General features: G+C 53.5%; 21 protein-coding genes and 2 pseudogenes. 6 read left to right on the top strand and 17 right to left on the bottom strand.

Annotated features, from left to right (window positions below):
- Nucleotides 1-239 precede the first annotated feature (239 nt).
- The 8 genes and pseudogenes from ACQK2Q_RS02720 to ACQK2Q_RS02685 form a co-directional block, all read right to left on the bottom strand.
- Entirely contained in the window at nucleotides 240-641 is a 402-nt protein-coding gene (locus ACQK2Q_RS02720; RefSeq protein WP_425408219.1) for a hypothetical protein, read from the bottom strand.
- A gap of 292 nt (nucleotides 642-933) precedes the next feature.
- Nucleotides 934-1086, bottom strand: a pseudogene (locus ACQK2Q_RS02715) (integrase core domain-containing protein); the annotation flags it as partial.
- A 417-nt stretch (nucleotides 1087-1503) separates the two neighbouring features.
- Entirely contained in the window at nucleotides 1504-1791 is a 288-nt protein-coding gene (locus ACQK2Q_RS02710; protein WP_425408218.1) for a transposase, read from the bottom strand.
- A gap of 50 nt (nucleotides 1792-1841) precedes the next feature.
- A complete protein-coding gene (locus ACQK2Q_RS02705) occupies nucleotides 1842-2141 on the bottom strand; it encodes an RNA polymerase sigma factor (protein WP_425408217.1) in 300 nt (99 codons plus the stop codon).
- A gap of 133 nt (nucleotides 2142-2274) precedes the next feature.
- On the bottom strand, nucleotides 2275-3561 hold the full coding sequence (locus tag ACQK2Q_RS02700; RefSeq protein ID WP_425408216.1) for a TolC family outer membrane protein: 1287 nt from the start codon (nucleotides 3559-3561) through the stop codon (nucleotides 2275-2277).
- Between the two features lie 19 nt (nucleotides 3562-3580).
- Complete coding sequence (locus ACQK2Q_RS02695) at nucleotides 3581-4888, bottom strand: hypothetical protein (protein ID WP_425408215.1); 1308 nt, start codon at nucleotides 4886-4888, stop codon at nucleotides 3581-3583.
- Nucleotides 4881-7991, bottom strand: coding sequence for an efflux RND transporter permease subunit (locus ACQK2Q_RS02690; protein ID WP_425408214.1), 3111 nt, complete (start codon nucleotides 7989-7991; stop codon nucleotides 4881-4883). The genes ACQK2Q_RS02695 and ACQK2Q_RS02690 overlap by 8 nt, the downstream gene beginning before the upstream one ends.
- The gene (locus ACQK2Q_RS02685) at nucleotides 7991-9130 is read right to left on the bottom strand and encodes an efflux RND transporter periplasmic adaptor subunit (RefSeq protein WP_274493782.1); all 1140 of its coding nucleotides are present in this window, start codon (nucleotides 9128-9130) and stop codon (nucleotides 7991-7993) included. Before ACQK2Q_RS02685 ends, ACQK2Q_RS02690 begins: the two co-directional genes overlap by 1 nt.
- Before the next feature lie 108 nt (nucleotides 9131-9238).
- On the opposite strand from ACQK2Q_RS02685, the gene ACQK2Q_RS02680 reads away from it, so the two are divergent.
- Genes ACQK2Q_RS02680 through ACQK2Q_RS02670 form a run of 3 tightly spaced genes read left to right on the top strand, consistent with a single transcriptional unit; the run spans nucleotide 9239 to nucleotide 10649 of the window.
- Entirely contained in the window at nucleotides 9239-9760 is a 522-nt protein-coding gene (locus ACQK2Q_RS02680; protein WP_425408213.1) for a MarR family winged helix-turn-helix transcriptional regulator, read from the top strand.
- A 2-nt stretch (nucleotides 9761-9762) separates the two neighbouring features.
- Nucleotides 9763-10266: a PaaI family thioesterase gene (locus tag ACQK2Q_RS02675; protein WP_425408212.1), complete on the top strand. Its 504-nt coding sequence runs from the start codon at nucleotides 9763-9765 to the stop codon at nucleotides 10264-10266.
- On the top strand, nucleotides 10263-10649 hold the full coding sequence (locus ACQK2Q_RS02670; protein WP_425408211.1) for a PaaI family thioesterase: 387 nt from the start codon (nucleotides 10263-10265) through the stop codon (nucleotides 10647-10649). Before ACQK2Q_RS02675 ends, ACQK2Q_RS02670 begins: the two co-directional genes overlap by 4 nt.
- Before the next feature lie 166 nt (nucleotides 10650-10815).
- Here the strand turns inward: ACQK2Q_RS02670 and ACQK2Q_RS02665 are convergent, their stop codons facing one another.
- The 9 genes and pseudogenes from ACQK2Q_RS02665 to ACQK2Q_RS02625 form a co-directional block, all read right to left on the bottom strand.
- On the bottom strand, nucleotides 10816-11103 hold the full coding sequence (locus ACQK2Q_RS02665; RefSeq protein ID WP_425411109.1) for a helix-turn-helix domain-containing protein: 288 nt from the start codon (nucleotides 11101-11103) through the stop codon (nucleotides 10816-10818).
- A gap of 221 nt (nucleotides 11104-11324) precedes the next feature.
- Nucleotides 11325-12423 (bottom strand): annotated as a pseudogene (locus ACQK2Q_RS02660) (IS3 family transposase).
- Nucleotides 12424-12615: 192 nt separating this feature from the next.
- Entirely contained in the window at nucleotides 12616-12939 is a 324-nt protein-coding gene (locus ACQK2Q_RS02655) for a non-heme iron oxygenase ferredoxin subunit (protein WP_425408210.1), read from the bottom strand.
- Between the two features lie 98 nt (nucleotides 12940-13037).
- The gene (locus tag ACQK2Q_RS02650; RefSeq protein WP_425408209.1) at nucleotides 13038-13367 is read right to left on the bottom strand and encodes a 2Fe-2S iron-sulfur cluster-binding protein; all 330 of its coding nucleotides are present in this window, start codon (nucleotides 13365-13367) and stop codon (nucleotides 13038-13040) included.
- A gap of 65 nt (nucleotides 13368-13432) precedes the next feature.
- On the bottom strand, nucleotides 13433-14353 hold the full coding sequence (locus tag ACQK2Q_RS02645) for a catechol 2,3-dioxygenase (RefSeq protein ID WP_425408208.1): 921 nt from the start codon (nucleotides 14351-14353) through the stop codon (nucleotides 13433-13435).
- 1 nt (nucleotide 14354) lies between these two features.
- Nucleotides 14355-14771, bottom strand: a complete 417-nt coding sequence (locus ACQK2Q_RS02640) for a Zn-ribbon domain-containing OB-fold protein (protein WP_425408207.1) — start codon at nucleotides 14769-14771, stop codon at nucleotides 14355-14357.
- Nucleotides 14768-15940, bottom strand: a complete 1173-nt coding sequence (locus ACQK2Q_RS02635) for a thiolase family protein (protein ID WP_425408206.1) — start codon at nucleotides 15938-15940, stop codon at nucleotides 14768-14770. Before ACQK2Q_RS02635 ends, ACQK2Q_RS02640 begins: the two co-directional genes overlap by 4 nt.
- Nucleotides 15941-16010: 70 nt before the next feature.
- Nucleotides 16011-16499 carry an aromatic-ring-hydroxylating dioxygenase subunit beta gene (locus ACQK2Q_RS02630; protein WP_425408205.1) on the bottom strand — a complete coding sequence of 163 codons (489 nt, stop codon included), beginning with the start codon at nucleotides 16497-16499 and terminating at the stop codon, nucleotides 16011-16013.
- Nucleotides 16500-16560: 61 nt separating this feature from the next.
- Entirely contained in the window at nucleotides 16561-17820 is a 1260-nt protein-coding gene (locus tag ACQK2Q_RS02625) for an aromatic ring-hydroxylating oxygenase subunit alpha (RefSeq protein WP_425408204.1), read from the bottom strand.
- 214 nt (nucleotides 17821-18034) lie between these two features.
- Between ACQK2Q_RS02625 and ACQK2Q_RS02620 the strand changes: the two genes are divergently transcribed.
- The 3 genes from ACQK2Q_RS02620 to ACQK2Q_RS02610 all read left to right on the top strand — a co-directional run bounded on the left by ACQK2Q_RS02620 (nucleotide 18035) and on the right by ACQK2Q_RS02610 (nucleotide 22387).
- Nucleotides 18035-19072 (top strand): LysR family transcriptional regulator, encoded by a 1038-nt coding sequence (locus ACQK2Q_RS02620; protein WP_425408203.1) that lies wholly within the window; start codon nucleotides 18035-18037, stop codon nucleotides 19070-19072.
- Nucleotides 19073-19840, top strand: a complete 768-nt coding sequence (locus ACQK2Q_RS02615) for an SDR family NAD(P)-dependent oxidoreductase (RefSeq protein ID WP_425408202.1) — start codon at nucleotides 19073-19075, stop codon at nucleotides 19838-19840.
- A 255-nt stretch (nucleotides 19841-20095) separates the two neighbouring features.
- Entirely contained in the window at nucleotides 20096-22387 is a 2292-nt protein-coding gene (locus tag ACQK2Q_RS02610; RefSeq protein WP_425408201.1) for a TonB-dependent receptor, read from the top strand.
- The last annotated feature ends 17 nt before the right edge of the window (nucleotides 22388-22404 follow it).

The following is a 22404-nucleotide window of genomic DNA, read 5'->3' as shown; positions in this document are numbered from 1 at the left end:
CAATACTGTCACAATGTGACAGTTACGAGAATTATTCGTTAATTACAAGTTGGCTTGCCTTCCCAAATGCTCAGGGGGATAGCCATTCACTAAACCACCCTTATTTCCTGCAAAACCGCCCGAAATTCAGCCCTGGGAGCCTGACATAAAGTTCGATACGCATTCACGAAGGGAGCCATTAACGCTTTGAAATCACGCAGAAATTTCAAACGAACTTGCCTCGCATTATCGCGTGAATTTCACCACGCTAGCACTGCGCTACCAACTTGCTCAAAGTCGGCCCGCGAAATAGCGCTCCTGAAATGCGGCGTGGTGATTAGGAATACTGAATCGGTCCAAAAAAATGCGCCGACTTTGGCGGCCGTGTAATCGACGGCCCTGCGGATAACCCGCTCAACGTTTTCAGCGCCCGCATCTCGAACCTCGCGCCATTCAGCGACGCGCTGACGGGAAACGCCGATTTCATCCATTTCCGAAACGTCCGCACCACGGACATTTGACCGCTGACGCTGTTTCGCTAACGCGCCGTCCGCCTGCCCCTTATCGATCTCGTCGGCCATGCGCATTTCAGCGCGCACAATCATTCGCATACAGTCGGCTTGCGTTTCGTTCGCCGCCTTCGTGACTTTAGCGTAATGCATCGCCGCCTGCGCCGCGCGCTGCGCCTATTGCCACGCTTCGTTCTTACAGAGCCTATGGTAAACTCTATAGGTAGTCCTGAAGCGGGACGAATAAATTGGGGTAAGATATTCCAACGAGTACTCATGCGGAGCGCAAACGCCGGTTATCAATCTATTTAGTCCTACTTTAGATTGCTACGCCGCATTGCGTTCCGTCACGGTACCGAGTTCTGAATTTTTCGGTGTCGGCGACCAGTCCTTCCACGCATTCGTTGCGGGCCTATTGACGAAACCCCGATAGCGCAGCCACCATTTATGTTACCGTGAGATCGCTGTCGATGGAAGGCCCAACTGGCCGGAGCCATCCAATAGTGGAGGCCAGGTCGGCCGGGAGAATGGCGAGCGGGGCTGGCGGTCTGTAGCCTAGCGATGAATGAGGGCGCACCGAGTTGTAATGCCTGCGCCAATGATCTGGTGCGCTACGCGACGTTCACGCCAGTGAAGCCGGACCACTCAATGAACCCCGGTCACCGCAAGCAGTAAGCGGCCAAATCTTATTGGGTATCGGCGCGAGCATGGGCGTATCGCAATCGATCGCCGCTACATAGTTAGACGCCGCCCAAGTCTGAAGCGTGCCCGATGAATCGTAATATTGAACGAATGCAATTGATTGCACGGGGTACAGAGGGATTTCCAGAGAAGGCCTATCGCGCGGAAACTCAGGAAGCGTGAGCTTCCATGTGGACTCCCTCAGAACATGGCGGGTGTGCTCTTGAACCCATGAAGTCGCGGCACGCAACGCCGACCGTTCTGCAGGTTCGCCGCTCGGACGTATCCAATTTTTGGCGGACCCGAATGACGGCCTGACGGAGATCGGCGGCGGTCAGGCCTTGGGCTTTAGATAATCAAGCGTTTCTTTCAGGATCAACTTATCGAGTTCGAGATCAGCGACGATCTTCTTGAGGCGACTGTTTTCCTTCTCGAGATCTTTCATCTCACGGAGCTGGGACTTTCCCATGCCGCCATACTTCTTGCGCCAAGTATAATAGGTTGCGTCGCTGATCCCGACTTTGCGACAGGCACTTGCAACATCACTGCCGCTCGAGAGTTCAACCTCAAATTGACGCAGCAGATTCAATACATCTTCGTCTGAAAACCGTTTCCGGGCCATCAATCCATTCCCCAACAGACTTAGTGATCAGCATATCACATGGCTCAACTTTAAGGGGGAAGGACAAATTCAGTACTGAAGTCCTCCGAAGCGCCTAAATCCTCTATATAATGAATGATTGACTGTGATTTTTTTGTAACTTCGCTTCGCAAGACATTCCTGGCCACCCCATAAAGAAACGCTCTGGGTTGTTCAATTTCCTGACGCTCCGCTGCACAGAGCGCTCGAAGAATAACTTCCTGTGTCAAGTCCTCGGCGTCAGCCCGCGAGCTCATGAGTCGCAGGAAGTAAGCACGCAGTTCTTTCTCATACCTGATGACCGATCGGACAAATGCTTTTCCTTTCGACATATTATTGATTCGCAAAAAGTAATGAGTATTCGCAGTCAAACTTCGCCTGACTGGCCGACTCTTGCCCATAAAGCGCATAATGCGAACTGTTAAATGTCAAAATAGCCAGTTTCGTGCGCAATGAAGCGCCTCCTTATTCTTGAAGGTGAATCGCACCGATTGATGCTAGTAGCTCATAAGTCGTAGCCCGCGCATCGCGCTCGGCATTCGCCAACGCCACTTGCGCGTCAAGATATTCTTGCTCTGCATCGAGCACGTCCAACGTCGTGCGCACGCCGACCTCGGCCTCGCGCCGTACGCCGTCGAGGGCCAGCGCGTTGGCCCGCACTTGCGTTTGCGATGACACAATGTTCGCGCGGGCGGCTGCAAGTCGCTGCCAGCTAATCGTCACGCGCGCATCGACCTGCCGTTCGGCCACGGTGATGCGGCGGCGGTCTGCACTATTGATTGCGCGCGCCTCCCGCACGCGCGAAAGGCGAAGGCCGCCAAGAAAGATCGGCGCGGTCACGCGGACGCCATAAGCGAAACGTTCATCCTGCTCGATGAATGACGACGGCTCCTCGGCATATTGATATTCCGCCCGCAGGGACACTGTCGGCGAAAACGCGCCTTTTGCGAGAGCGACGCCGCGGCGTGACGCTTCTTCCCGCATTTGCGCCTGCGCAATGACAGGCGAGAGCTCCCGCGCAATCGCCTTTGCCTCATCGAGCGTGGTCGGCGTATCAGGCATGCCCGGCGCCTCCTCAAGACTCCCGGGCATTTGCCCGATGATTTCCGCAAATGCAGCGCGGCTGATTGCGAGCAGCGCCTGCGCGTTGGTCATCCGGGCACGCGCCTGCGCAAGGCGCGCTTCGCTTTGCGCAACATCTGTTTTTGTGACTTCGCCGATTTCAAAACGAAACGCGATCTCTTCGAATTGCTTAATTAAAACCTGAACGTTGTTTTCTGTTGCCCTGTAAACGACCATGTCGCGTACGACGTCGAAATATGCCGCCGCCGCACGGTTAAGTACGTCCTGCTCGACAAGGGAAAGCTGAGCGCCGCCGGCTTTCGCGCGCGCCTTCGCTTGCCGGATGGCGTTGACGTTGCGCAATCCCGCAAAGATTTGCTGCTCGCCCTGCACTTGCGCGGTCGCCGTAGTCAGATCGAAATTGCGATCCCCCGCCCCGGCGCCGAAAACTTCGCTGCTGATTGACTGGGTATTATCGACCTCCTCATAACCGGCGCCAGCCGTTATCTGCGGAAGGCCGCGTGCGCGCGCCTGGGCGACGCCTTCACGCGTTGCGTTAAGCTGCGCGCGTTCTGCAGCGATTTCCGGATTCGCGGCGAAGGCCAGCGACAGGGCCTCCTCCAGGGTTTCGGCACTCGCAACGCCGTTCACTATCAACAAAAGTATCGACAAAGAGACAGATGTGAACATTCGTATTGCAGATATCATATCAATACCCGCCCATTGGCTCGGGGACCTTTTCATCTTTCGCACCAGGGCGATCATCCTGCGTTCGGCGAAAGGCGTTTGCGAGGGCTTTGCGATAGGACTGCAGGCGATGAGGAAATGGATTGTCCCATTTGATTGCAACTGGTGTCCGCGCTGCAATATCAGGTTCCTCGCCTCGAGGAATAGACACCATCTTGCCAAAATGATTGCCTTCAACACAATTTATAGACGGTCCTCTTGGGTGCCAAAGATTGGGTACAGGATCGCCTTCCTTGATGATTGAGTACGTAAGATCAGTTAATCCGTGAACCGTGTAGACATCTATAGGATTGACGGCGCCGCCACTGACCCGATTGCAGCCTTCATCCCGTGGATAAAGTGCAAGGGGCGGCGAATAAAGATAGGCGGCTCTAACACGAAACGGCCAATTGCGTTCCGGCCCCGCGACAGCCCAGCCGCCTGCAGGCTCTCGGATCCACGTCATGCCGTTGAATGCGCCAAGCGCGCTTTGCGCAACGCCCGCGCCAAGACTATGTCCGGCGACAACGAGTTCAATCGGATCAGATCGTGTTGGATCGGCAACATCATATGTGCAGATAAAGCCGGCGAGCGAAACCGTCTTCCGGTCCGGAGCCCTATCCGATTTGGCTGATTGACTGCATTCTTCCTCAAGCTCCGTAAGCGATTTTGCCTGTAAGAAAAAACCGTCGTTTATCAAGTTTGCGATACCTTCGCGAAAACCGTCGTGCCCGCGAGGAATATATGGTTGTCCTGCGACCGGCTGATCTTCGGCGGCGCCAGCTTTCAGGCTTTGCAGAAGGTCAGCAGGCCCCGCCGCCACATCTACCCCGGGAAAATACACTATAATGCGATGAGAACTGGGCTTTGAAAGAAGATAAACGCTCGGAAACGTAGTTAACGATGAAAATCGGGGACGAAGATAAGCGGCATTATAGGAAAGCGCGCCGAAACCGCTTAGCGCAGCCTGGATTTTCTCTTCCTCCTCGCCTTCCATGGAATCGCAATAAGCAATCTCGCCAATCACGGCTGAGACAGTCATTTCTGCAAAAATTTTTTCGATTGCGTTATCTGGATCGCGTCTGGTCTGCTCAACGACAGCCAACGCATCGCGGCCCGCGAGCAAGATTTCGTTATCGACGCAATTAGCACTTCGACTTTCCTGAATGCGGACGGCGGCAAGCGGAGGCGCCCAATAGTGTTGATCCGTCGCGCACGCCGAAACCAGAATCCCGAGCAAGGCAAACACCGCCGCTCTTACCATCGACGCGCAACCACTCACTTTAAACATTTGCATGTTCCCGCGCCTCTCGTCTGCGATAGAACTTAGTAACTACCTGCGAAATAAGTTGCTTGACGTCGCCCGGAACCATATAGGCGGCCGGCACGACGAGCAGCGTGAGAATTGTCGACGATGAGAGCCCGCCAATAATCAGATAGCCGAGCGAATTCCTCCATTCGGCGCCGTCGGAACTTGAAAGCGCAACGGGGATCATGCCGAATATGGCGGCGAACGCTGTCATCAGCACCGGCCGCAATCGCTCCGGGCAGGCCTTGAGGATCGCCTCGCGCGCCGGCGCGCCTTCCTCGCGTAGCTGGTTTGCGCGATCGACGAGCAGAATGCCGTTTTTCATGACGATGCCCATCAGCGCGATAAGGCCGATCTGTGCAAACAGCGACATCTCCTGCCCGCCAAAATAAAGCATGGCGAAAGCGCCGGAGAACGACAGCGGCGCCGTCAGCATGATGACGACCGGCTGCACAAAGGAGTTAAACTGACTAGCGAGTACGATATAGAGCGCGACCATCGCCAATCCGAAGGCGAAAATGATCGCTGAAATCGACTCATTCATCCGCCGCACAGATCCCTCATAGCTAATCTGCATGGTCGCAGGCGGCGGGTATTCCGCGATGATCATCTCAAGCGCATCCGTTGCCGTCCCAAGCGCAACGTTTGAGGCGGTGTTGGCGAGGATCGAGATTTTGCGCGCCCGGTCCAGACGGTCGATTTGCGACGGCCCGCTGGCGAAGCGCATGGTCGCAACACTGGCGAGATCGATCAACTGACCAGACTCGCTTCTTATCTGGATGAGCTGCAACTGGTCCCGATCCTGCCGCTGGGACTCCTCAAGGCGTACGCGCACGTCATAACGCCTGCCGCCTTCTTCATAAGTACCGGCGTCAACGCCGCCGATCACCGTGCGCGCCGTCGTGGCCAGGGCGCGCGCGGAAACGCCGAGATCGCCCGCGCGCGTGCGATTAAAATCGATCAGCAGTTCCGGCCGGCCCTCTTCGAAACTCGAACGCAAGTCTGAGTAAAGATTCGTTTCTCGCATTCTCGCCATGATCGTTTTGACATAGGCGTCGATTTCGGGGATCGAGTCGCCGCGAATGACGAGTTCGATATCGCCGGTGGAAACCCCGCCGCCGGAAATCCACGGCACTTCGGCCACGGTGATTTCGCTCGCCTCGGGTACAGCCTCGCGCAGGGCGTTGCGCGCCTCGTCCATGACCTTAAATTGACCGATCCGCCGCTCCTGCTTAGGCGTGATCGACGCATAAAGGTCGATGACATTCGCTTTTCCCTGGCTACCCGCCCCGGCGGTGAGAAAAATGTTCTTCACATGCTCAACGCCGCGCAACGCTTCATTCGTCGCTGCAATCGCTTTTTTCGATTCCGCGATTCCCGATCCAAGCGGCAATTCGATCGCCCCCAGAAATTCGCTGCGATCAGCTTTTGACGTGAACCCGCTCGGCACGCGCGACGCGAAAAAACCGCCGACGAAGAGCGAACCGATCGCAGCGGCCAGCGCGAGATATCGCCAGCGAACGACGACGCCGACGATGGCGCTGTATACGCGGTCCAGGCGCCGATGAAAATTTTCGATCGGACGCAGAAAAGCCGGATGCGATTCCGGTTTCAGGAAGCGCGACGCCAGCATGGGCGTCAATGTCAGCGCTACGAGCAAGGACACAGAGACGGCGAAGACGATCGCAAGGCCGTATTGAAGGAAAAATCGCCCGACTATGCCTTCCATGAAAGCGATCGGCACGAAGACGGCGAGCGTTGCAAAGGTGCCGGCGAGCACCGCGAGCGCAACGCGCGCAGTTCCCTGCCGCGCCGCCTTTTCCGGCTCGATCCCGGCGTCAATATCGCGTTGCACGCTCTCAACGACGACGATGGCGTCATCGACAAGCAAGCCTATGGTCACCGTCAGCGCCAGCAATGTCAGCATGTTGATGGTGAAATCGAAGACCTCAAACGCAAAAAACGCCGAGATCAGGGATGTCGGAATGGCGATGGCGACCATCAGCGTGGCGCGCCAGCTTAAGAGAAAGAAAAAGGTGACGATGACGACGAGAACGATCGCAATCTCGAGTTCGTGGGTGACATCCTCAACCGACGATTCAATGAACCGGCTCACGTCGCGAGCGACGACGAGCTCATATCCGTCGGGCGCGACTGCCTGCAGTCGCTCCACCTCAGTATGTACGGCTTCGGCGACTTCGAGCGTATTGCGGCCCGACTGGCGGCGAACTTCTAGCGAAACGCCGGGCCTTCCATTGAATTGCGCATAGCTGCGTTCGTCCTCCAGCCCGTCCTCGACCCGCGCCACATCGCCGATCCGAGTAGGCGCGCCGCTCTCGCGATAAGCGACCACGAGATCGGCGAACTCCTGCGGAGTCTTAGCCTCCGACACCGTCTTGGCCCCGAATTCGCGCGCGCCGCCGCCGATCTCAAGGCGCCCGCCGGGCACTTCTGCGTGCTCAGATCTGACCGCACGGACAACGTCGTCGGCCGTCACGCCAAATGCGCGCATCTTGTCTGCGTTCAGCCAGATGCGGATTTCGCGGAGACGACCGCCGACGATCGTGACGGACCCGACGCCCGGCAGGCGCTGCACCGCTTCCTTGACGACTTCATCCGCATAGGTCGTGATTTCGCCGATTGACGCGTCTGCGGCGATCATGATGGACATGATCGGCGCGGCGTCAGGATCGACTTTCTCAATGACCGGCGGATCGATGTCTTCGGGCAAGTCGCGGCGAGCGATATTGACCTTATCGCGCACGTCCTGCGCCTTCACATCGACATTTTCTTCGAGTTCGAACTCGATAAAAACCTGCGAGAGGCCATCCGCACTTGTCGAACGCAGTTGCTTGATCCCGGAAATCGTATTGACGCTTTCCTCGATCACGTCGGAAACTTCCGTTTCCATCGTGTCGGGACTCGCGCCCTCAAGCGTGGTCGTCACCGCGACATACGGAAACTCGACATCCGGAAAGAGATCAACGCCAAGCCGGCCCATCGAAATCCAGCCGAGCACGACCAATGCGCCGATCATCATCACGGCGAGAACCGGGCGCTTGATGGATAGATCGACGAGCCACATCACACGGACTCGGGCGCAACGGGATCGCCGGCGGCGACGGGCTCGCCGTTCGGGACGATGACGTCATCGTCCGCGTCGAGGCCCTCGAGCACGGCGAATGTTCCGTCGGGACGCTCCTTCGCGACGACGCGCCGCATTTCAGCGCGGCCATCCAGCGAAACCAGAACATAAGCGCCCGACTGGTCCTGAAAAACCGCTTTTGCCGGGACTGACAATACCGGCTTTTCATCGGTGAATATTTCAGCGCGGGCGAACTGGCCTGACTTCAGCGCGTAATCCGAGTTGTCGATCGGCAGGCGCAACTCAACCGTACGGGCACCGACATCGAGCATATCATTCAATACTAAAACGTATGATTCCCGCGGCTCCGGTTGCGACTCAACGTAGACGAACGCTTTTTGTTCAAGCTTCAGCGAACTCAAATATTGTTCGGGTGCATAAACGACCGCGACGACAATGTGGTTTTCCTGAATTTGCAGAACCGAGCTTTCAACGCCTCCGCGGAAGACATTCGACAGATATACGCCTTCATCGTTGAAGCGCCGCGTGATGACGCCGTCGTAGGGCGCCCTGACAGTGGTGTCCTCAAGGTCCTTGCGTGCGGTTTTAAGCTCGGCTTCGCGTTTTTCCGCTTCCGCCGCAGCGACATCCAACGCCGTCCTGGCGTCGTCGAGGCGTGATTGAGAAGAATAGCCTTCTTCTTTTAGCTTTCGAACCCTGTCGAAAGCTTGACGGGCGTTGCGCAGGTTCGCTTTCGCAAGCGCCAGATTCGCCTGCGCTTCATCGACTTCTCTTTCATAACGCGACTGCCGCGTCTGAAAGAGCGGATCGCCTTTTGCGACCCGCTCGCCCACATTGACAAAGATCGTTTCGACAACACCCTCGACAAGGGGACCGATATTGCTGGTCTGTTTCGAACCGATCGATCCTGTCGCGACGACCGTTTCACGCATCGTCGCAGATTTCGGCTTGACGATTTTTACGGACTTGGCAAGCGCCGGATTTGCCGTTGACGAACTTTGCGCCGACTCAGCGGGTTCCCCGCCGCCGGAACCGCAACCGGAAACCGTTAGGAATGCGGCGATGAGCGCCGCCGCGCCGATATTCCAACCAGACTGGAATCGAAGATACGCACGCATTGTCGGGCCCTACGCTTGGCTGACTGACATTCTTGCTATACTAACATTTAATAACTTAGTATATATTAAACGTGGCAAGCACAACTGGCGCCTAAAGGATCGCAGGAGATGAACGGGCGACACAATCGGATAGACCTCAATCCAGGTTACCTGGTTAACGATGTGGCGCGCCTCTTACGGCGCGAATTTGACCGCCGGGTCAAACACATAGGCCTCACCCGCGCGCAATGGTTCGTGCTTGCGCATCTCTACCGAAATGACGGGCGAACACAGCGCGCCCTCGCGGACGAACTTGACATGGAGCCGGCGCCGCTTGGCCGGCTGATAGACCGCCTTGAGGAAAGCGGATGGGTTCGCCGAGCGCCCGCGCCGGGCGACCGTCGGGCAAACCTCGTCCATCTTACAGACAAGCTTCTGCCTTTGATTGAGGACCTGCGGGCTGCGGCGGACAATCTATATAAAGACGCCTTCAAGGGACTTCCCGCCAAGCGCGTTGAAGAATTCATCGAGGCGCTGACGATTGCAAAATCCAACCTGATCGACCTCGGTTCCGAACCGGTTGGGCGCGCTTTCAGCGGCGTTGACGACTTGCATCGCGTTCAACGCAAAGCCGCAAAGAAAAATGCATAGCGATGAATTTCCAGCAGCATGAAACATCGCTGAAGAATACCGACGATATGCCGCCGTGGGCGGAAGTGATGAGGTCTTTCTTCTCTGAGACCCATCAATTATTCGCGACATTACAGATGGAAGCGAACAAGGTCGCCGAAGACGAGGTCTGCGTCTTTGCGACGGTTCCGGATTTTTTCTCATACAAGGATGATGACGGCAGTGCGCATCCAGGCGCTTACACTATCATCCTTGATACGGTTTTCGGCTTTGCCGTTTTCGCCAGAATTCAGAAGCCCAAAGCCATCGCCACAATCAATTTGAAGACTGAGTATCTTAGCCCAATAGAGATTGGCGCTAAAGTCATTTGCAGCGCAGAATGTCACGCCGTCAGCGGCAATATCGCCAGAACGCGCGGAGAGATATTCGATTACGACGGAAGGCCGCTTGCGAGCGCAACAGGCGCTTTCATGATCGCCAGTGGCGGGCCCGATTTCACTGGTCTTGGCGAGACACCACGGTCATGACGCAACTTCTGGATTCGCCTCTCGGTAGCTGGCTGCGGTTTGACGTCGAGGAAAACGGCGACGACGCCCTTTATTCAATTACGCCAAACGACGCTCATATCGGCAACCCGCTGATCAAAGCGCTTCACGGCGGGATCGTTTCCACATTTCTGGAACTTGCGGGACTTCATGAGTTGCGCCGCTCTCTCAGTCCCGACGCGGACGGTGAGGCGATCAATATCAATGTCGATTATCTGAAGTCCGTCGCACTGTCACCGCTTTTCGCCAAAGCGCGCATCGTGAAAACCGGCCGGCGGCTCGTTTTCATCGATTGCGTCGCCTGGCAAGACGCTGCCGAAACGCCGGTCGCGAAAGCCGCCTGCAGCTTTGTCATTTCGAGATAGCGCGAAAAATCCTCCCTGTTTTTAGCGCTTCACTTGCCTCCCGATGAAAATCGGGAGGTTTTTTCTAACCTTACTAATTGTTTAACCCAACTTGTCGCTCGCTTTCACTCCCACCAACCGGTCCAGCGCACAAGGCAAAAGGCGCGGTTATGCGATTGAAGTTATTTTATCCGCATGCTGATACCCTCCAAACGCTCGGCGAGAGCCCGGTATTGCGTTTGAAGGATCGGGATAATACCGACAGTTCAGCATAAGCGAGGGATGCGGAGATTTCACTCATACTGGCGCTTGAATTCCGTAACATGGTCTGCGCGAGTTCTACACGCACGCCATCAAGAAGCTTCCGGAAACTATAATTATACCTGCTCAGACGGCGCTGAAATGTGCGTGGCGTAAGTGAGAGGCCCTGGGCGACGCCTTCTATTGTGCAGTCTCCGGATCTTAACCGGCGCATAATGCATTTGCGGGCTTCAGTAACGATGTCAGCTCGCTGACTTGCCGCGTCATCCTCAAGATGTTTTAGCAAAACCCTGTTCAGCACGATATCGCTTGTGCAGACCGGCTGGTCCATCAAGCCCCGTTCTAGAGCAATCGCGGTGATGTCGCTTTCAAACACGACAGTGAACCGCTACCCGATGTTGGGCCACCCGGCTGGAGGATTTCCGGGTTTCAATGTCACGGTGGATTTTGATCCGCCGTGGGACTAATCAGCGAGATCGGCGGTTTGTACCCGATTGCGCTGTGCGGACGTACTTCATTGTAGTCTCTTCGCCATTCCTCCATCTTCCGGCGCGCATCGTCAAGGCATAAAAACCAATGCGCGTTTAAGCACTCCACTCTGAACTTGCCGTTGAACGACTCGATGAATGCATTGTCGGTTGGCTTTCCGGGGCGTGAGAAGTCAAGTACGACATCGTTTTGATACGCCCACAGATCGAGGTCGCGAGAGATGAACTCGGAACCTTGATCGACACGGATCGCTTTTGGATAACCAAAAAGCTTGCAGGCCTGCTCCAGCGTTCGCACAACATCTTCACCCCGATAGCTGAAGCGCGGATCGATGACCGGAGAGAACCGAGAGAACGTATCGACCACAGCAAGCACGCGCAGCTTGCGCCCTGTTACAAGCTGATCGTGGACAAAATCCATCGCCAGGTTTCATTAACGTCCGTCGCGTCTTTTCGATCATCTCGAAGCTTGGCCTTCACGCGCCGCTTCGGTGTCTTATTGCGCAATTGCAGGCCCATTTCATGATAAAGTCGATAAACGCGCTTGGCGTTTATCCCCCATCCTTCACGGCGCAGCAGCACGTGAATGCGCCGATAACCGTAGCGCACACGCGTTTCAGCAATTTCTTTGATCCGTTTCTTGAGATCGGCCTGCTCGTCGCGCCGGGGTTTGTATTGTTGGGTGGAACGCGGCGCTTTCATGACGCGACAGGCTCGGCGTTCACTTACCTTCCATACAGCGGTCATTTCGGAGACCAGCTCCCGACGACGAGCAGGCCTTAAAGCTTTCGGCGTATGACGTCCTGGAGCATGGCTTTGCCAAGCGACAGATCCGCCACGATCTTCTTCAGCTTGCCGTTTTCTTCTTCGAGTTGCTTCAGTCGCTTCATTTCGGACGGCAACAGCCCGCCATATTTCTTGCGCCAGTTGTAGAAAGTCGCCTCGGCGATACCGGCCTTTCGGCAGACCTCCGAAATGGGTGTTCCTTCCTCAGCCTGTCGCAACACAAAGGCTATCTGCGCATCCGTGAACTTGGATCTCTTCATCGAATTTTCCTTCCGCTCCAAAGAGCATCATAATTGGAAAATTCCAGCGCAAAATGGTCCAGTTTTCGGGCAGCAGGTCATAACGTGTGACGGCTCGTTTTGAATTTCGTAAAACATTTCTAGCTGTTATTCTTGTTTCATTTTCGACTGGGCGAAATTTCAAATTCCGGGAGTTATATCAGGATCTGGTGATTACGATTTCGCTTCAATACAAACAAATCCATTGATGATTTGCGCCGGATAAATTTTTAGAGGAACGGCGCATGGCAAATTCACGACCTCTCCAGTTTTAATTGAAAACGCCCCCCCATGAAACGGGCATTCAATCACATCACCTTCCTGAAACCCTTCGGTGAGATCCGCATCCCCGTGTGTACAAGTACGGTCGGTGACAAAAATTTCATCCTCAATGCGATATACCGCGAAAGGCGGCAAGCCATCAATTTCTACTGAGATTGGAACCCCCTCTACGACATCTGACGCCGCACATAAACGCAACATTGCTTCCATTTCCATTTATTGTCCCTTCGGTCAGGCTGAACTTTCTGAAATTTCAAAGATGTTTTGGGTTTACACGAAACGCGCACCCCTGATTAATCCACCTTCAGGCCCAATTATTGATCATCTAACGGGCGCGGCGCAGGTTTTACAGTCAAGTCGGAACGAGGATAGATGCAGCAGGCGAGAGCATAGTTTTGCTTCTCTTCAGCAAAAGAAACTTTTGCCCGGCTCATCCTTTTGCGCAAAACGTCACCCGCAATAATTTTCACCCTGCAAATCCCGCACCCACCCCGCCGGCAGCCGACAGGGATCCCCTTGTGACCGGCGCGCTCCAATGCTTCCAGCACGTTTGCGCCAACAGAACAACTAATCGGCGCCGAATTCTCCACTATAATTTGAAACGACTCGCAACACTCTACGTCAGTGGCATGATTACTGATCATCAGTTACAACTCTTCAAACTGCGTGAATTATAGTTCAAAACAGAAGCTGGGCGATTCTATTGACGTCACGTCATCACCGATGTGAACCGATCGTGAACTTCCTTTTCATAGTAGAATATAGCCTTCCCCATCTGATCAACCGTCCATTCCCGAACCGGATTATCCGGATAATGTTGATAGCCTCCAGCAAAGCACTCATTTCGATTTCCTGAAGGGTCGAAAAAATAAACGGTTTGCCCGCGCGTAATTCCGTGACGGGTCGGTCCAATATCAAGTGAAATATTTCGCTGTGCAATCAAATCACAAGCATGCCCTACATCATTCCATGAGTCGACCAGAAACGATGCGTGGTGGAGTTTTGCGTCGGCTGGCCCTGCAAGAAACGCGATATCATGCGCCTTGTTTGAGCAAGTCAAAAATATTGCGACAGGGTTACCTTCCGGATCGATTGCCCGCTCGGTAACGACAAAATCTAGCGCACTCTCGAATATTTCTGCAGATGCAGCGATGTCGACTCCGAGGACAGCACAATGGTCAAAACGGGAAATGCGCATGCCACGCGGTTCGTTGCGCCAGATATCCGGATTTTTTGTCATGGGACCACTGTCAGACAATTCCATATCCGAATAAAGATCAAATACTTGGCCGGTGGGAACTGAGAAGCGAATGCGCCGGCCAACTCCGGGATGATCGCCGACGGGAATTCCCTCTGTCTTGACCCCTGCGTCCTTAAGGCGTTTTTCAAAACCAGAAAGCGCCTGATCATCGATCACCTTGAACCCAAGAACATCGAGGCCCGGCTCTTCGGCTTGACGAAGAACGAGCGAATGGCGATCAAATTCGTCATAAGCGCTTAAAAAGGCAAAATCACCACCCTGACTTACAAGATCCAATCCCAAATTATCACGATAATGAACAATTCCTTCATCAAGATTCATTACTCGTATCTGAACAAATCCTGGTCTTAAAACACCTGTCACGGCCATTTTATTTCTCCCTTTTCCGGCCTTCATCGTTGACAACGGTAAAGCTAAGGACTGCGCGCGGCGATCGCAAACTGGACCATGTGGCTTTAACAAGATCGCCCACCTTCACATTATTGCCGTTCTCTACCGTGCTCACGATGCGCGCGCCTTCCTCAAGCGCAATCAACGCCACGTTGTATGGTGGCGTTTCGTTCTCGCTGAATGCACGGTGATATACGACAAAACTGTGCACTCGCCCCCGCCCAGTTGCCTTTATTGCCGTCAAATCTCCCGACCAGCACTCGGGGCAGAACGATGCGCCGGGGCCCGGAATGGCGCCGCATCCGTTGCATTTTTGTAGCAGTAACTCGCCTCGAGTTATCCCCTCCCAAAAGGCGGAGTCTGTTTCATCGCGAAAAGTTTTTTTTTCTTCCGTCAACGAACTTTCTCCGGGCTTAAAATCAGACAGGCATGATAATCCATACGCCCCCCCTGCGCGGTGACCAGGGACCAACCATTCTTTTCAACCTGGCGGTCGCCAGCACGGCCGGCAGCCTGAAGATATCCTTCCGACACTTGCGTCATACCTTGGAGATAGTAGCCGGAAAGCTGGCCGCCGCCGGTATTGACAGGCAAGCGCCCGCCTGGCGACAAAGCGCCGTCCACAACGAAATCCTTGCCTTCGCCACGACCGCAAAATCCATATCCTTCAAGGCCAAGTAGCGTAGTGACAGTAAATGCATCATAAATTTGCGCATGATCGATATCGCGAGCAGATATCCCCGCCATTTGATATGCTTTTTTACCAGCGATCGAGGCCGGCGTATCGATCTCATTTTCGTAATCAGCATAGGCGAGATAGCCTCGGTGTCCCTGCCCCATCCCCCAGATATAGGCGGCGCCATTTGGTTCGCCGCCACCGCCGTCCTGGGCGGAAACAATGACCGCACCGGCGCCGTTCACAGGGAACGCACAATCGAACATACGGAGCGGATCGGCGATCATCTTAGAACAAAGATAGTCTTCCATCGACATCGGTTTGGTCAGAAATGCGATCGAACTTCGCTGTGCCCACTGACGCGCCGCGAGGGCCACTTCTCCAAACGTTTCAGCCCGCGCGCCAAACTGTTCCATATATCGCTGCATCGCAAGACCATAAGCGCCAACTGCGCCATAGAGCCCGTATTGCCGCTCCCAGCCAGAAACATTGGTCAGCGCTAGATCGATAGCATAAGAATCGCCGCCTCTACGCTTCGGCAATATAGGCGTATCGGCAAAAACACAAACAACGTTCTTCGCCATCCCATGCGCGATTGCCATCGCTGCATACTGGATCATCTGCACGCCGCACGCGGCCTGCGACGCAAGGACATTGCCAAAGGTCAGATTGCGAAAGCCAAGATCATCGAAGATCCGCAACGGCAGTTCTTCAGACGGATTGGTATCGCTCCGGTTGATCAAAACACCATCTATATCGCTCTTTTGAAGGGCAGCGTCAGACACAGCAGCGATGATAGCTTCGCACGCTAATTGTTTTGATGACTTCAAAAATTCGCGCGAAAGTTCACCAAAACCCAAACCGCAGATTTTTGCAATTGGCTTCTTCACTCGCTTTGACGTCATATCGCTCCAATGGTCCATTTACGCAGTAAAACGCTGGAAATCGAAGCAGTGCTGATCAAATCAGGAAAGCCAAAGAAGGCACCGCCTCTTGAGAGTTGATTAGATCAACACGCTTACGTGATATCTTAAGGTTTCCGTCGACGCGGCGGAAAATATGCTCCGTCCGTCCAATCCACCAATGCAGGTCCTTGGTCGATTGAATCTGTAACTCGCCAAGCACGAATGCAGAGCAAACTTTGTATTCAGTCTCGTTTAGAGATTCAACTTCAACATTAGAAATCAGCCGAGTCATCGGCGACGGGGGCACTTGCGCATGGCGCACGCCCGTTTTTAACATTCGAATTCTCGTCGAGACGCGCGAACGGTTATCATACAGAAGAGATAACTGGGTTTCCGGATCGGGATCATCGCGATTGATCGGCACCCAGTACTCCATGTCATCCGTCAGCAAGCTCTCCCATTCATCGTACTGAGCATTGTCTGCAAATCGCGCCTCGCGGTATAGTAAGTCGCAAGCGCTGCGATATTCCTCATCGGAAACCATAACCAATCCTTGTATCCAAACTATTATAATCAAATTGTGATCGTGGCATGGCCAGATTTGTTCATGCAGCCATTACCTCCTTGTATCTGTTCCAGAATGCGCGATTGGTCACTTCGTCGGTCACGTGCGACTCCATCACGCCCATGCCGTTCCTGTTTTCACGGCCCATTCCACGGCGAAGGTCAATTTCCATGGGCAACCCTTCGAAAGCTGAATCCTGACGCTCCGTTATAACGCCGTCATCCGGAAGAAAGAACGACGACGGACCGAGCGCAGCCTCGCAAAGCCGAATTATGCGCGTGTTCAGTTCGTCGGAAACGCCCTCAAGGAGCATCGGTGTGTGCCGTTGCACAGTTTCGCCAACCTGATCAATTTCATAATAGACGATGTTGGTTTCGGCCAGAAACAAATTTGGGAAGATCAACGCGTGCGGAGGCCCATCGTGAATTATTCGCGACGCCCGATTGTCGCCATAAGCCTCACGCAACTGATCGCAATACGCTTTGGCGAAGGGCTTCATGGGTTTTTTGTCGCTGTAGCCGAGCCACTCGAGATCGCTCGAAAACCCTGCCGCAAGGAATAGTTCCGAATGCCCATTGCCCCAATCGACGGCCGTCGTCTTGAGCTCGTCTTCTCCCGCCAGAACCGCTTCGTTATAACGAGACTCGATAGAGCGTGCGAGAGACGCATGAACATAGTTTACATGATAACCATCGATATTGTTCTCACATTGAAGTTTCCAATTTGTCTTATATAAAAACTTGGCCCAGCCGGCATCCAGACGAATTTTGCCTATAGGAGAAGCTTCCACCGCGCGGTCAATCAGGGTCGCCCCATCGCCCAGATACTCCATAAAATCGATCGCATTCGGGTTTAAAGTAGCGAAGAGAAACCCCTTGTAGTTCCCAACAGTCGCCTTCGGCAGGCATTTGTGATCGAGACCTTTCGAACCAACTCCGTAGGGAACAGACTTCAAGTCGCCTTCCAAGCCGAACACCCAACCGTGATACCAGCACGTAATCGCGCCGCGCACATTGCCCTTCTCTTCCTGGCACAAAAGTGTGCCGCGGTGGGTGCATTTGTTGGAGATGACATTGACTTCGCCATCGCGATTTCGGATTACGAGATAAGGCTCTCTACCGATACTGCGGCGGACATAATCTCCGGGTTTTGGCACTTCCGATTCGTGCGCAACAAAACTCCACCCATTATGAAAGATCTTCTTGATCTCGTCTTCGAAAATCTTTTCGTCCTTGTAAACGCGGCTGTTTACGATTCCGTCGTTCACGATGGTTGAATAGTCAATCGCGTTCTGAATCATTATTGCGACGCCCCTTCTGTTCTTACGATGTCATATTGATGGAATGCCGTAGCTCTAAATTTATTGCGCATACCCATTACTCTTGCATATGAGTCTATCTGTCTCTAATTTGAGCACCGCGAATTCCTTTTAATATGCGCCAATTGAAACCACTAACTGTTACATGCCGCATGAACAGAATCTATTCCCAAGCCGGTGAAAGTAAACAAGCCTGATGCGGATAAATGATATCGACGAAACAAATATCAGGGGATTAGACCTGAATTTGTTGCGAGTATTCGATGCTGTGATACGCTTGGGTAGCGTTTCGCGAGCCGCAGAAGAACTCGGCATGACTCAACCGTCAACGAGCGGGCAAATCAGCAAGCTTCGTGAAGCTCTGAATGATCCGCTCTTTGTGCGCGAAAGTCACGGCGTGGCGCCAACGGCATTTTCGGAAAATCTATATCCCTATGTGCGGGACGCGCTCGATACGATCGAGCGAGGCCTCAAAGACGTCCGGGAGTTTGACCCTCACGCTGACAATCGTACATTCACAATTATTATGACAGACATTGGCGAGACCACAATACTCCCATCGATAATTCGTGCTTTCTCACGTTTCAGCCCGACAATTTCCTTCCGGGCGATCAACCTTCCGACTCATGAAACGCCAGATGCGCTGAAAAGCGGCCTCGCTGATCTAGCCATTGCATATATGCCCTATTTGGATGTGGGCTTTTTTCAGCGCAAGTTATTTTCGACCGACTACATATGTCTCGGGCGAAAGGGCCATCCAGAGATGTCCAAGGGTGTTTCGATGGAGGCGTTCAGGAATGCCGATCACGTTGTCGCTGAAGCGCGCGGCACTGGTCATTTTTATCTACTAGAACAAAATTTCGAAGCGCTCGGCATTGACCGGAAAATAAAAGTGAGAGTTCCTAATTTCATGTCGATTCCTCATATTGTCTCCGGCACCGATTTGCTGGCCACTGTGCCGCGAGCATTCGGCCTCGCTCTGAAAGATGGCCCAACGGGCATTTGTGGTCACGAACACCCCATCGCGTTGCCGGCGATCGACGTCAAAATGTTGTGGCATGAACGCTTCCACAAGGACCCCGCCCATCGGTGGCTGCGGGAACAAATATATTCCGTGGTTCAGGATATTCACTGGGAGGAAAGCGTTGAAAAGTTTATGGGAGCCTCCAAAAAGCGTGGTAAAAGCCGCGCATCAGTGGAAACCGCAAGCGGCGAAAAGGAGAAAAGGACCTGAATGTCGTCATTCATAGAAAAGACCGGCCGCGCGGCAATCGTTACCGGTTCGTCTCGCGGAATCGGGAATGCAATTGCATCACAGTTAGCGACCGCGGGCTACAATGTCATGATTTCTTCCCGGCGCGCCGAGGCGTGCACGGTCGCCGCAAACCGGATAAATGAGACGGAAGGCCGTGCAGTTGCCGTTCCCTTCGCCGTCGATATTGCTGACAAGCAGGCGCTGGAGGAGGTCGTAAACACAGCCGCTGAATCTTTCGGGCGCATTGATAGTGTCGTCTGCAATGCCGCTTCCTCACCCTATTTCGGATCGTTGCGTGACGCTCCAGATTCGGATTTCGAAACTATGCTAAATAATAATATTCTTTCAGCCCATTGGCTCACTCGTTTCTCGACTCCTCATATGAAAAATATCGGTGGGGGCTCGATCATCTACATCGCATCGATTGGCGGGCTTCGCGCTTATGATAACATTGGTGCTTATTCCGTTTCTAAAGCGGCCATGCTTCAGCTAGCGCGCAACTACGCTCGTGAATTGGGCCCGAGCAATATCAGAGTCAATGCAATTTCGCCTGGCGTGATCGAGACCGATTTTTCGAAGTCCACGATCGCCAACCCGAAACTTAAGGCCGCTTTTGAAAGTGAAACCTTTGTCGGACGCCTCGGATTACCGGAAGACATTGCGCCGATGGTTGTGTTCCTCGCCGGTCCGAACTCCTCTTTTTTAACTGGCCAAAATATTATTATTGACGGCGGTGCGTCAGTCTAGCAGTTCCGTTTGTAATCTAAGCTATTAAATGTATTGCGGCACTGCAGCTAAGATTTCCAATCCAGGCGAATATCTTCCTTGCGCGCTGGCAACGCTTCTCAGCTCGGTGGAATATCCGAAATCCGGTATTAGCCTTCCAGATATCAGTTATGCGAATTCAGATCTTGTGAATCATTTTTAATCCGCACCAATATTATTAACGGCGCAAATACACAAAATCAAAAGGCGTCTTGAATGTACTTTGGGAGGATATGGATGGCAAACTCACCGGCGGGTTCTGATATTAATCTGCGTTGTCAGCGTTTGGGGCTTTATATTGCTGTCTCAATATTGGTTTATAGCCTAGGGTTCGGCCTCTCGCCAGCGCAAGCACAAGCCACGGATGCGCTTCGAGATACGATTGTTGTTACCGCGACCAAAAAATCTGAGGCCGAAGACGTACAAAGTGTGCCGCTTGCGGTGACTGCTTATGGCGAGGTCCAGCTAGATGCATATTTCGTCAAGGACATATCAGATATCAGTTACAGCCAACCGAATGTATCACTAGATAACATTAATTCCGTTGGCGGCGCCTTAAACTTTTCTATTCGCGGTCTTGGCGTAAATAGCTCGATTCCTTCAATCGATCCTGCCGTCGGCGTATTTGTCGATGGCGTTTATCTAGGCATTACGACAGGCGCGACGTTCGATACTTTCGACCTCGAAGGCATCGAAATCCTCCGCGGGCCTCAGGGCGTTCTGTTCGGTCGCAACGTCACGGGTGGCGCGGTGTTGATTAAATCGAAGCGTCCTTCAGACGAATTTGAATTCAAGGCGAAAGGCCAATGGGAGTCGGGGTTGAACCAAGTCTATCAAGCAGCCATTTCCGGTCCGGTAATACCAGGCGTACTGAATGCGAAGATTTCCGGCATGTTCAACGACGACGAGGGGTGGTTCACCAACCTCGCCACAGGAGAAAAATTCAATCCGGGTCAGTCATTTTCGATCCGGCCTTCTGTAGAACTGACGCTCGGAGAAAATTTTGATCTTTACGTTCGCTATGAACATGGCGAAACAGAGGACGGCCATGGCGTCGGGCAAAATCGTGCGCTATATGATCGCGATACCTTCGATCTCGAGATCGGCAACCCGGGTTTCCTGAACCAAGAATGGGATATGGTAACTGCGGAAGCCAACCTCGATGTCGCATTTGGCGAGGGTACGATCACCAATATTTTCGGGTGGCGCAAATTCAACTCTCGCTCGATATTCGACCCAGACAGCACCGCAATCGATTATTTCAAATTTGGCGAATACACCGAACAAGACCAGATCAGTAACGAACTCCGATACGCTGGAACATTCAGCGACATCGTCGAACTGACACTTGGGCTTTACTATTTTAGTCAGGACGTACTTTACGAAGAGGTCCGGTTTCTTTTTCAGGACCCGATACTAGCGCCAGGACAAGCCTTGGGAACGGTTCCGGAACCGCTTTCGTTTTACGGCGGCGGCATCCAAGATCATCAAACTTATGGCGTATTTAGCCATGTTGATATTGCTTTGACCCCTACCTTGTCTCTTCTCTTGGGGCTTCGATATTCTTATGAAGAAAAGAGCGTCAATATTGCCACGATCGTACCGGGGCCGCCGTCGCCGAATGACTTCGACATTCCACCGGGCGCATGTAACCTCCCCGATAACGATTGCGTATTCAACGTCAACGCCGATCCAAATTTCGATCCCGAAGAAGACTTCTCAGCGTTGAGCCCGAAGATTGGCTTCCAGTGGAATTTTGACGAGAAGGCGCAAACCTATTTTCACTGGTCGCGCGGCAATCGATCCGGCGGGTATAATTTGCGGAACACCTCGCCTGTCGCCCTGCCCGGCCCGTTCGATCAGGAAACAATTGACGCATTCGAAGTAGGCTTGAAAGCGCAAACCCTCTCGGGCCGCGCCACCCTGAATGCCGCCGTCTATTGGAACTCCATCAAAGACATGCAACGGGAAGTTATTTTTCCTGATCCCGTTAGCGGTCTGATCCAGATCATTGCAAACACCGCAGATGCCCGCGTTCGTGGATTCGAGGTCGATGGGCAGTTCTTCGTTACAGATAATATTGTTCTTACCGGGTTTGCCGGTCACACGGACGCAAACTACACTGAAGTGCTGTTCGACATCACACAGGACGGATCAGTCGACGATATCGACCTTAATCTTAATTTACCTCGCGCGCCGAAGTGGACTTATGGGGTAGGCGCAATCATGGACCTTCCCGTGAGCAACATTGGCAATGCAACGGCGCGCCTGAACTATAGTCATCGCGATACATCTTTTTATTCCGATAACAATGTTGGTGTGCTGAACCCGGGCGACATTTTGAATGCTTCTCTCAGCTTTTCGCCGAACAACAACAATGTCCGGTTTTCCATTTACGGCAAAAATCTACTTAACGATGTGACCGAAGGTTCTGAAAATCCGCTTGGGTTTCCGCCGGGTCAACAAGGCACGTATGCAGGCTTAAACAAGGGGCGCGTAATCGGCGGCGAATTGTTGGTCTCATTCTAGTTCAGTAGCGCCTATTT

This window comes from Hyphococcus sp. (genome assembly GCF_965228385.1).
Taxonomy (GTDB): domain Bacteria; phylum Pseudomonadota; class Alphaproteobacteria; order Caulobacterales; family Parvularculaceae; genus Hyphococcus.
The sequence above is the reverse complement of the archived record's forward strand: the minus strand, read 5'-3'. Positions and strand labels throughout refer to the sequence as shown.

Excerpts from the sequence above, each read along its gene's own strand:
- ACQK2Q_RS02700 (WP_425408216.1), bottom strand. The coding sequence starts at position 3,561 with ATGTTCACATCTGTCTCTTTGTCGATACTTTTGTTGATAGTGAACGGC.
- ACQK2Q_RS02610 (WP_425408201.1), top strand. The coding sequence starts at position 20,096 with ATGGCAAACTCACCGGCGGGTTCTGATATTAATCTGCGTTGTCAGCGT.
- ACQK2Q_RS02625 (WP_425408204.1), bottom strand. The coding sequence starts at position 17,820 with ATGATTCAGAACGCGATTGACTATTCAACCATCGTGAACGACGGAATC.
- ACQK2Q_RS02720 (WP_425408219.1), bottom strand. The coding sequence starts at position 641 with ATGCATTACGCTAAAGTCACGAAGGCGGCGAACGAAACGCAAGCCGAC.
- ACQK2Q_RS02645 (WP_425408208.1), bottom strand. The coding sequence starts at position 14,353 with ATGGCCGTGACAGGTGTTTTAAGACCAGGATTTGTTCAGATACGAGTA.
- ACQK2Q_RS02690 (WP_425408214.1), bottom strand. The coding sequence starts at position 7,991 with ATGTGGCTCGTCGATCTATCCATCAAGCGCCCGGTTCTCGCCGTGATG.
- ACQK2Q_RS02655 (WP_425408210.1), bottom strand. The coding sequence starts at position 12,939 with ATGGAAATGGAAGCAATGTTGCGTTTATGTGCGGCGTCAGATGTCGTA.
- ACQK2Q_RS02665 (WP_425411109.1), bottom strand. The coding sequence starts at position 11,103 with ATGCGCCGGTTAAGATCCGGAGACTGCACAATAGAAGGCGTCGCCCAG.
- ACQK2Q_RS02670 (WP_425408211.1), top strand. The coding sequence starts at position 10,263 with ATGACGCAACTTCTGGATTCGCCTCTCGGTAGCTGGCTGCGGTTTGAC.
- ACQK2Q_RS02685 (WP_274493782.1), bottom strand. The coding sequence starts at position 9,130 with ATGCGTGCGTATCTTCGATTCCAGTCTGGTTGGAATATCGGCGCGGCG.
- ACQK2Q_RS02680 (WP_425408213.1), top strand. The coding sequence starts at position 9,239 with ATGAACGGGCGACACAATCGGATAGACCTCAATCCAGGTTACCTGGTT.
- ACQK2Q_RS02710 (WP_425408218.1), bottom strand. The coding sequence starts at position 1,791 with ATGGCCCGGAAACGGTTTTCAGACGAAGATGTATTGAATCTGCTGCGT.
- ACQK2Q_RS02695 (WP_425408215.1), bottom strand. The coding sequence starts at position 4,888 with ATGTTTAAAGTGAGTGGTTGCGCGTCGATGGTAAGAGCGGCGGTGTTT.
- ACQK2Q_RS02705 (WP_425408217.1), bottom strand. The coding sequence starts at position 2,141 with ATGTCGAAAGGAAAAGCATTTGTCCGATCGGTCATCAGGTATGAGAAA.
- ACQK2Q_RS02675 (WP_425408212.1), top strand. The coding sequence starts at position 9,763 with ATGAATTTCCAGCAGCATGAAACATCGCTGAAGAATACCGACGATATG.
- ACQK2Q_RS02620 (WP_425408203.1), top strand. The coding sequence starts at position 18,035 with ATGCGGATAAATGATATCGACGAAACAAATATCAGGGGATTAGACCTG.
- ACQK2Q_RS02650 (WP_425408209.1), bottom strand. The coding sequence starts at position 13,367 with ATGATCAGTAATCATGCCACTGACGTAGAGTGTTGCGAGTCGTTTCAA.
- ACQK2Q_RS02615 (WP_425408202.1), top strand. The coding sequence starts at position 19,073 with ATGTCGTCATTCATAGAAAAGACCGGCCGCGCGGCAATCGTTACCGGT.
- ACQK2Q_RS02630 (WP_425408205.1), bottom strand. The coding sequence starts at position 16,499 with ATGGTTTCCGATGAGGAATATCGCAGCGCTTGCGACTTACTATACCGC.